Here is an 8,438-nt window from a genome sequence, read left to right on the forward strand (position 1 = left end):
TATCATATGTATTATAAATTTGCATTCTTACTTAATTCTGAAGCTGTATGTACAATATGGTCAAATGATTGGTGAAACTCTTCGACGATGACCGACTGTTCTTCTGAGTGTGCAGAGATTTGCTGAATGGTTTCGATGGCTTTTTCCATGTTTTTCATCATTTCTTTTAACTGTGGTTCAAAACCTTCAACTGCATCTTTGCTGCTATCCGCCATTTTTTTAATTTCATTCGCTACGACCATAAAGCCTCGTCCGTGTTCACCAGATCGAGCTGCTTCAATCGAGGCATTTAACCCTAAGATCCGAGATTTAATAGCTGTGTCTTTAATTTTTGATAAAACATGTTCAATCGTTCGAATTTCATTTTTTAAAAGGGAAGATTCATCTGCCAGTTCTTGAAGATCTTTTGCAATGACGTTAGAAACAGATGCCATATGCTCGGTTGTTGCTGCCAGTTCTTGGCTAATCGCTGTAAGTTCTTCGGCTTCGGATCGTAACATATCGATTCTTCTGTTAGAAACGATAGAAGAGAGGGCGCCGATTACTCTTCCGTTTTCTTTAATAGGGGAAGCGGTTGAAATATAGGGTACTCCAAACTTACGAGAGTCTTTTTCTTCTTGTTCGAATTGACCAGATTGAAGTGCCTGTAGTGTTACGGTTCCTTGCAGAGTACTGATAGGCGCTCCAACTTGAATGTTTAAATCAATACTTGTTCCCGGTAAGTAACATAATACTTTTTCATGATTAATTAAAAGAAGACAAGCATCTTCTGGATAAGAAGCTTGAATGACTTCTGCATTATCTAGTAATTGTTGTAATTTCGTTTCCAAACTTAATACACGCTCCTTATTTCGTTTCGGCATATATACTTTCAATAATATATTAAACTACTATTCTTCCATTATATGTTCATTATGACATAGACGAATAGGATAATCACGCTTATTTGGAAGAGGGGTGGAGGTATTTTAGGTATTTTTTCTTATTATATGGCTTGTATTCTAGTCTTAATTCAGCATAATAGGTTCCTTTAGTTCACACCTTTTTCCTTCCTCGGCCAAATAAAATAGCTGCAACAAATAATAAAGTCAATAGCTAAGACGAGAGACCAAACTTTGAACGTCCCCATTAATGCTTCAGTTCGACTAGCGTGGTCGATAATATAAATAAGTGCAAATAATAGGCCAACACCAATGAAATAAGCTAACACATGGTGAAACCAACTTTTTAAATACTGTTTAGCATAGTCGTAGCCATAGTGCTTTATCGGTTTTGCTCCTTGTTTTGTCACATAATATTGAAAGCGTTCATCTGCCCATTGAATCATGCTTTTTCCAAATGCAATGGAGACACCGATATAAATGGCCGCAATGCCGTGAACAGCTGTGGCAGTAGCTCCATTATATAAATCTAGCCCCGTGACAATTAATAAAATCATATCAATGACAGGTGTTAGGGCTAATAGTAAAAATCCTAGTTTTGGCTTCTTTACTATATAACGCGTCACTAACCCGAGAATAATGACAATCCAAAACGCAATTTCGCAGGCAACAATAATCCATCCTATAAAGTTCAAAGCAATCCTCCTTGAGCAATAATATATTTTATGTAGATTTTACAACCATAGTAATTTGTCGACTACTAAAGTGGGGGAAGGACGATAAGAAAACGAGGCGTGATTATCACGCCTCGTTTTCTTTTAACCTTGTTTTAATTCTAATCGCCGAGCAAGGATAGATAGTGTGTAGTTCACAACAAAATACATAATGGCTACGAGCAGTAGAATTGGGACAAAATAGTTAATATTTTGTGCATAAATAATTTGACCGTGGTGCATGAGTTCTGGTAAGGAAATGACGACTGCCAGTGAAGTATCCTTTAATAAAGAAATAAATTGACTGACCATAGGAGGAACCATTCGACGTAAGGCTTGCGGCAAAATGATATATCGTAAAGCTTGCACATAGCTTAAGCCTGATGAACGAGCAGCTTCCATTTGTCCTTTTTCAATTGAATTCAATCCGCTCCGAATTACCTCAGCAATCATCGCTGATTCAAATACAGTTAAGGCAACAATTGCAGCAGGAATAATTTCTAGTTTGAGACCGACCTCAGGTAGTGCAAAGTACGTAAAGAAAATAATTAACAGCAGAGGTAAGTTTCTTATTGTTTCTACGATAACAGCGACTATTTGTGAAATAACAGGTATTTTTGCATATCGTAGAATACCGAAAATTCCACCGATAATGAAGCTTAAAATGATAGAGATGAACGCGACTTTAAGTGTTACCCAAAATCCTTCTAATAGGAAGGTAAGATGGTCTGGTGAGTATGCATTAATAAAATCCATAATAGTACCTCCCCTCAATTACTCTTAGCTAGGCGTTTTTCTAGATACCCGACGCCAAGACTTAGAGGAATGGTAAGTAGTAAGTAAAAGATTGCTACGAATATGTAAACATCAAATACAACAAATGTTCTGGAAGAAATTAAGTCACCTTGGTACATCAGATCAAGACCCGCAACGACTGATAGAATAGAAGAGTTTTTGACAAGATTAATAAACTGGTTTCCAAGTGGAGGTATAACGATTTTGAACGCTTGAGGTAAAATAATCAAACGCATCGCTTGGACATAGCTGAGACCTGAAGAACGAGCGGCCTCCATTTGCCCCTTTGGCACAGATAAAATACCTGCTCGAATCGCCTCGGCAATGAAAGAAGACGTATAAATGGATAAGGCAATCGTACCCGCCATTAAACCATCTAAACGTAAGCCAAGAAAAAAGAAAAAGACAATGATTAGAAGTGGAATATTACGAATAAATTCGACATAAGCGGCTCCTAATGCATTTAAAGGCTTAAATGGCACAATCCGTATCACGGCTATTAAAATACCAATTACTAAACTTGCAACCAATGCAATCAAACTTGCCGTGATGGTAATTTTAAACCCTTCCAAATACATGTCTAGATTGTTTGTCAGTATGGAAAAATCAAGCACGGCTATTCACTCCTCTAATTAATCAGGATGAGCATAATGCTCATCCTGATAATCAAACCTATATTATTTTTTGATCCACTTTTTATAGATTTCATCATATTTACCTGAATCTTTAAGTGCTTTAAGCGCTTTGTTTAACTCGTCCACAAGTGCAGTATTGCCTTTTTTAACAGCGATACCGTATGGTTCTTCTGTGAAAGTTCCACCGACTAATTCATACGATGGATCTTCGTCAGCCATACCATAAAGAATCGAATCATCTGTTGTTAAAGCGTCTCCTTGGCCAGCTTTTAAAGCATTAAAAGCTTCTGCATAGTTTTCGAATTCAAGAACTTTTGCATCAGGTGCTTTTTCACGAATATTAACGGCAGAGGTAGAACCTTTAACCGCGATTACTGTTTTTCCTTTTAAATCATCGATGCCTTTGATGCTGCTGCCTTTTTTAACAAGCAGGGATTGTCCTGCATCAAAATAAACATCTGTGAAATCAACTTCTTTTTTACGCTCTTCTGTAATCGTCATCGTTGCTACAATGACATCGATATCACCATTATTTAAAAGCGGCATTCTCGTTTTGGACGTTACTTCTTTGAACTCAACTTTCGTTTCATCACCTAAGATTTCGCCAGCAAGTGCTTTAGCGATATCAATATCAAAACCTTCTACTTCGCCTGTGCTAGGGTTTTTTAATCCAAATAGACGTGTATCATTTTTTACACCAAACACAATTTTGTCTCTTTCTTTAATTTGAGCAAGCACGTCTTTTGTTTCGTTCTCGCTTTTTTCTGTTTCTGTGGATGTCTCTTTTCCACAACCAGCTAGTAAAATGACTGCTAGTATGGAAAGCAGCAATCCTTGTAACCATTTTTTCTTCATACCATTTCCCCCTATTTAATGATTTAAAATACGACTAAGAAATAGGCGAGCTCTCTCTTCGCGAGGGTTTGCATAAAACTCAGCCGGTATAGCCTCTTCTAAAATGCGGCCTTCATCCATGAAGACGATGCGGTCAGCAACTTCACGAGCAAAGCCCATTTCGTGTGTGACAACGACCATTGTCATTCCTTCATGTGCAAGTGCCTTCATAACATCAAGAACCTCGCCGATCATTTCTGGATCTAAGGCTGAGGTTGGTTCATCAAACAACATAATTTCGGGATTCATAGCTAATCCTCTCGCGATGGCTACTCGTTGTTGTTGACCACCGGAAAGTTGAGAGGGATAGGAGTCTGCTTTGTTGGCAATTCCTACTTTTTCTAAATATTTTTGAGCGATTTTTTTAGCTTCGGCTTCTGATTGGCCAAGAACTTTCATTGGAGCAAGCATGATATTTTGAAGTACGGTTTTATGAGGGTATAAATGAAAGTGTTGAAAGACCATCCCGATATTTCGGCGTAGTTTATTAATATCTGTTTTTTTATCTCCTACAGATATACCGTTAACGGTCAATGATCCATCTGAAATCGTTTCTAAGCGATTGATACATCGAAGCATCGTGCTTTTCCCCGATCCAGAGGGGCCGATGACGACGACCACTTCACCTTTGTTAATGTTGAGATTAATATCTTTTAAAACATGAAAGTCACCATAAAACTTGTTGACTCCATCAAAAACAATCATATGTATCCATCCTCTCTTGACCTAAACAACATATGTATGATGCACGTTTTAAATCGACTATGATAGTTTCATTGAGAAAATAGTTGATTTATAACATGTAGGTCTTTTGGCTCGGGTAACTTCTAAAAGTATCCTTGTTAAATTATAACATATTAGTATAATGATTTGTAATTAAATACATAAAAAGGGTAAATATGTACATAAAACCTTTAAAAGGATGATTGGATAACGATATTGAAAATAGATTATTTTTGATGAAAATATAATAAAAATAGATTAATAGGTGTATTATGATTATTTATTTGAATGGGTAAAGGCTTTACAAATAGAGGCAGGGTGACTGAATGTCAGTCATAGGAGTAAGTTCTTCATTGGACGTTATAGCTTATTAAGTCTTGATTCTAGATATGATAAATATCTAAGGTACTGAAGGATTAGTATTCTTAACACAATGAAGGGGGGATGTTTGAATCGTATCATAATGGAGTTTTCCCTCCCTAGTATAGCTATTAGTTTATTTACTTTTTATAAACTTTTTGAGGAGTAAATATGAAGGGAACATTCATGGTCCCTTATATCTACTAGTTAAACCATCCTTGGACATAAATAAATAACTTGGAGGGATAGGATGTTTATAAGAGTTTGTTCTTGATAAGAGGCTGATTGGTAAGAAACTTGCCCATTTAAACCATTTATAAAAAAAGTTTGTAATAGGAATAACTTCAAAACCAAGATGGTTGGCTCCTTTATTCAATGTAGTGATTCCGATAATTCCTTTGATTTGTTTTACTTGAGGATGTTGTTGAATAAACAAAACTAGACTTGGCAGAGATTCTCTGACAGCTTGAAAAACAAACCGGCCTCTTCTTAAATCGCTTTTGATTTGGTTTAATTCTTTTAATAAAACAGCGTTGTGTAAATGGATTTTAATTAAGAAATCATTTTTGTTAATTACGGTCCCATCCGATAAAATTACACTTCTTCCTTTATAACGTGTAAGCTTGACACGTAAAATATTTTTCTCTGGAAGGTAATTCAAATGGGAAAGACGATAATAAATTGGGTCAACTAAATTCCAAATATTCAATAGATAATTTCTCATTTCTACAGAATCCTTTCTTGCTTTGTTGATTTTAGTATTCATTGTTTGGTGGATAAATATTTCGGGAATTAGAGGGATTTAAAATTGGAAGGTTCATCTAAGAATATCTCCGCTTTCTTGTTACATAATAAAACCGTTATGTTTTTAACAATAAAGAGGAGGAATGTACAATGATGCAAAACCAACAAGGACAAATGCACCAAAATATGCACACAGGCTCTGTACCGCAGCAAATGAATCACGGTGGTCACGAAGTATTCGATGTACATGAGGTGTTAACAGGAACACTTGGTACTCTAAGCCAATATATGATACTGCGCCAATATGTAAAAGACCAAGAATTAATGAGCATCTTGGACCGTCAATATCAATTTATTCAAGATGAGTATAATCTTCTTGTAGAATGTTTTAAAACAGGTCAAGATCCTTCTAAGCGAACAGAAAGCTATAATATGACACAGGATAATGACTTTATCTATGGCTTAACACCAACTCAACCGAAAAAGCCGATGCAGTCTGTATCAGAAATTACGGATGAATGTGTGTCTGGATTAATGCTAGGAGCTGTAAAGTCTGCTGCTGGTATGAAAGCAATGGCGGCTTGTGAAATTACAAATCCAGTAGTTCGCCGCGTTCTTGCTGCCACTATTCCAAATTGTATTGAAATGGCTTATGAACTTTCGATTTATCAAAATAAACATCATTACTATCAAGTACCGCAGCTCGCACAGCAAGATATGCAGCAGCTTCTAAATGCGTTTGAAACTGCTCAAGGCATGCCGCAAATGCCTAATAATCAGAAGCTTCAATAATAGGATATAGATGTTTTCCAAACCCTAATAGCTCACACATGCTATTGGGGTTTTTTATTTGGATAATAACATATCCAAATAAAAAAGAGAGCTGCTAGTGACCGCTCTCTCAATACTCATTTGATTAGTTGCTTTTTTGTTATGCGAGTCTTTGAATCACAATAGAGGCACTTACAACAGCAGGGCCAGAACCAGACGGCTGATTATTTAAAGTAGTTCCGCCATCAATGTTAATTAAAGTGAGTATTTCTCCTGCTGCTAAAGTTGTAATCACTTGTCCTGGATATGATTGATTACCTGAACCGGAGCCATAATTCGAACCTGCAATTTGGCCAGTTAGATTAGAGGATAATGCGAATGCGGAAGTTCCTTGTTGAGGGAATACCTCCCAAGTAATGAGATAGGTTCCAGCTTGGTTAATTGTAATAGGAGCTGTTCCTGGTACATGTGTAACAAATCCAGGTGTATTGCCAGGGAAGTTTGTATTAAAGGTAACTGCTCCACCTGCAGGTACAGATTGTTGGGTTGTATCATAAATGAAAGCAAATCCAGAAACTGCTGCACCCGTAGCACCGGTGTTACCAGTAGGGCCAGTGTTACCAGTAGGGCCAGTGTTACCAGTAGGACCAGTGTTACCAGTAGGACCAGTGTTACCAGTAGGACCAGTGTTACCAGTAGGACCAGTGTTACCAGTAGGGCCAGTGTTACCAGTAGGACCAGTGTTACCAGTGTTACCAGAAGGGCCAGTGTTACCGGTAGGACCAGTGTTACCAGTAGGACCAGTGTTACCAGTAGGGCCAGTGTTACCAGTAGGACCAGTGTTACCAGTAGGACCAGTGTTGCCAGTAGGACCAGTGTTGCCAGTAGGACCAGTGTTGCCAGTAGGACCAGTGTTACCAGTAGCACCAGTGGCAGTATTTACAGTCACTTTGACTATTTGATCAACATGTTGACTTTGCTTAGCTTTACATTCACATTTGCTATGTCCACAATCTTTGCATTTTTTATCTTTACATTTGCATTTATCATGATCGCATTTTTTACACTTTTTATGTTTATCTTTGTCTTTACCCAATTTATTTTCACCTCTTTCCCTTAACTAATATTAGGATATGAATTGAAAATAAATTAGATTGGACAAGTATCCCAAAATATAGAAAATTTTGCTTTTTAACGAATTATATTATTTATAGATAATAATAGATCTTTTTCTAAAATTACTTTTATCTATCTACTCTTAAACTTAAAAATAGGGGATAAATTCAATATCTTATTGGAATAGCTTTATAACATACTTTCAGCTGTTCAATAGTACATAATTTTTTCACTAGTGTTCTTAAGGGGTTTGTTGTATTAGGGATTATTCGAAAATATCTTGGTTCCTTTCGGAATGTAGCTCTAGTTTGATTTGTGTAGTAATTTAATCTAACCAAATTAATCTACGAAATTATGAGTAAGGGGCTAGTTTCGTTCACGATAACTTTATTTACATAAGATAGGATCTGACTTGGTAATAAGAAAAGAAGGTAATAAAAATAGGCAGAGAGCTATCGGTCTTTGTCCAAACATTTATAATTTCAAGCTCATAGAATATCTCAGTTCATGAAAGGATGTGGATAAATATTGGGAAAAGATAAAAAATGTTCAGAATGCGGTCATAGTAAATGTAAATGTAAAGTTGAGCAAACGCAAAAAGTAAAGCAAAAAGTAAACATCAATGTATCTGAAGTTAAAGCAACAGGCCCAACAGGTCCAACAGGTCCAACGGGTAACACAGGAAACACAGGAAATACAGGAAACACAGGTCCAACAGGTCCAACAGGTCCAACGGGTAACACAGGAAACACAGGAAACACAGGTCCAACAGGTCCAACAGGTCCAACGGGTAACACAGGAAACAC

The 8,438-nt window shown here is 36.8% G+C and carries 9 protein-coding genes and 1 pseudogene; 2 read left to right on the forward strand and 8 right to left on the reverse strand.

What is annotated here, in order from left to right; all coding sequences use genetic code 11:
- Positions 1 to 11: 11 nt before the first annotated feature.
- The 7 genes from ACE199_RS21425 to ACE199_RS21455 all read right to left on the reverse strand — a co-directional run bounded on the left by ACE199_RS21425 (position 12) and on the right by ACE199_RS21455 (position 5,725).
- Complete coding sequence (locus ACE199_RS21425; RefSeq protein ID WP_375351548.1) at positions 12 to 830, reverse strand: methyl-accepting chemotaxis protein; 819 nt, start codon at positions 828 to 830, stop codon at positions 12 to 14.
- A 200-nt stretch (positions 831 to 1,030) separates the two neighbouring features.
- Positions 1,031 to 1,576: a hypothetical protein gene (locus ACE199_RS21430; protein ID WP_375351550.1), complete on the reverse strand. Its 546-nt coding sequence runs from the start codon at positions 1,574 to 1,576 to the stop codon at positions 1,031 to 1,033.
- 123 nt (positions 1,577 to 1,699) lie between these two features.
- Positions 1,700 to 2,350, reverse strand: coding sequence for an amino acid ABC transporter permease (locus tag ACE199_RS21435; RefSeq protein WP_127758740.1), 651 nt, complete (start codon positions 2,348 to 2,350; stop codon positions 1,700 to 1,702).
- Between the two features lie 14 nt (positions 2,351 to 2,364).
- The gene (locus ACE199_RS21440) at positions 2,365 to 3,003 is read right to left on the reverse strand and encodes an amino acid ABC transporter permease (RefSeq protein WP_127758741.1); all 639 of its coding nucleotides are present in this window, start codon (positions 3,001 to 3,003) and stop codon (positions 2,365 to 2,367) included.
- Between the two features lie 63 nt (positions 3,004 to 3,066).
- Positions 3,067 to 3,879, reverse strand: coding sequence for an ABC transporter substrate-binding protein (locus ACE199_RS21445; protein ID WP_375351551.1), 813 nt, complete (start codon positions 3,877 to 3,879; stop codon positions 3,067 to 3,069).
- A gap of 15 nt (positions 3,880 to 3,894) precedes the next feature.
- Positions 3,895 to 4,623, reverse strand: a complete 729-nt coding sequence (locus ACE199_RS21450; RefSeq protein WP_375351553.1) for an amino acid ABC transporter ATP-binding protein — start codon at positions 4,621 to 4,623, stop codon at positions 3,895 to 3,897.
- 562 nt (positions 4,624 to 5,185) lie between these two features.
- Entirely contained in the window at positions 5,186 to 5,725 is a 540-nt protein-coding gene (locus ACE199_RS21455) for a YkoP family protein (RefSeq protein ID WP_375351554.1), read from the reverse strand.
- A 173-nt stretch (positions 5,726 to 5,898) separates the two neighbouring features.
- Here ACE199_RS21455 and ACE199_RS21460 point away from each other — a divergent pair, with 173 nt between their 5' ends.
- Entirely contained in the window at positions 5,899 to 6,537 is a 639-nt protein-coding gene (locus ACE199_RS21460; RefSeq protein ID WP_252295359.1) for a spore coat protein, read from the forward strand.
- A gap of 139 nt (positions 6,538 to 6,676) precedes the next feature.
- On the opposite strand, the gene ACE199_RS21465 is transcribed toward ACE199_RS21460, so the two are convergent.
- Positions 6,677 to 7,612 carry a collagen-like protein gene (locus ACE199_RS21465; RefSeq protein WP_375351555.1) on the reverse strand — a complete coding sequence of 312 codons (936 nt, stop codon included), beginning with the start codon at positions 7,610 to 7,612 and terminating at the stop codon, positions 6,677 to 6,679.
- Between the two features lie 548 nt (positions 7,613 to 8,160).
- Between ACE199_RS21465 and ACE199_RS21470 the strand changes: the two are divergent.
- Positions 8,161 to 8,438, forward strand: a pseudogene (locus ACE199_RS21470) (hypothetical protein); the annotation flags it as partial.

The organism is Peribacillus sp. Hz7 (genome assembly GCF_042136355.1).
GTDB lineage: Bacteria > Bacillota > Bacilli > Bacillales > DSM-1321 > Peribacillus > Peribacillus asahii_A.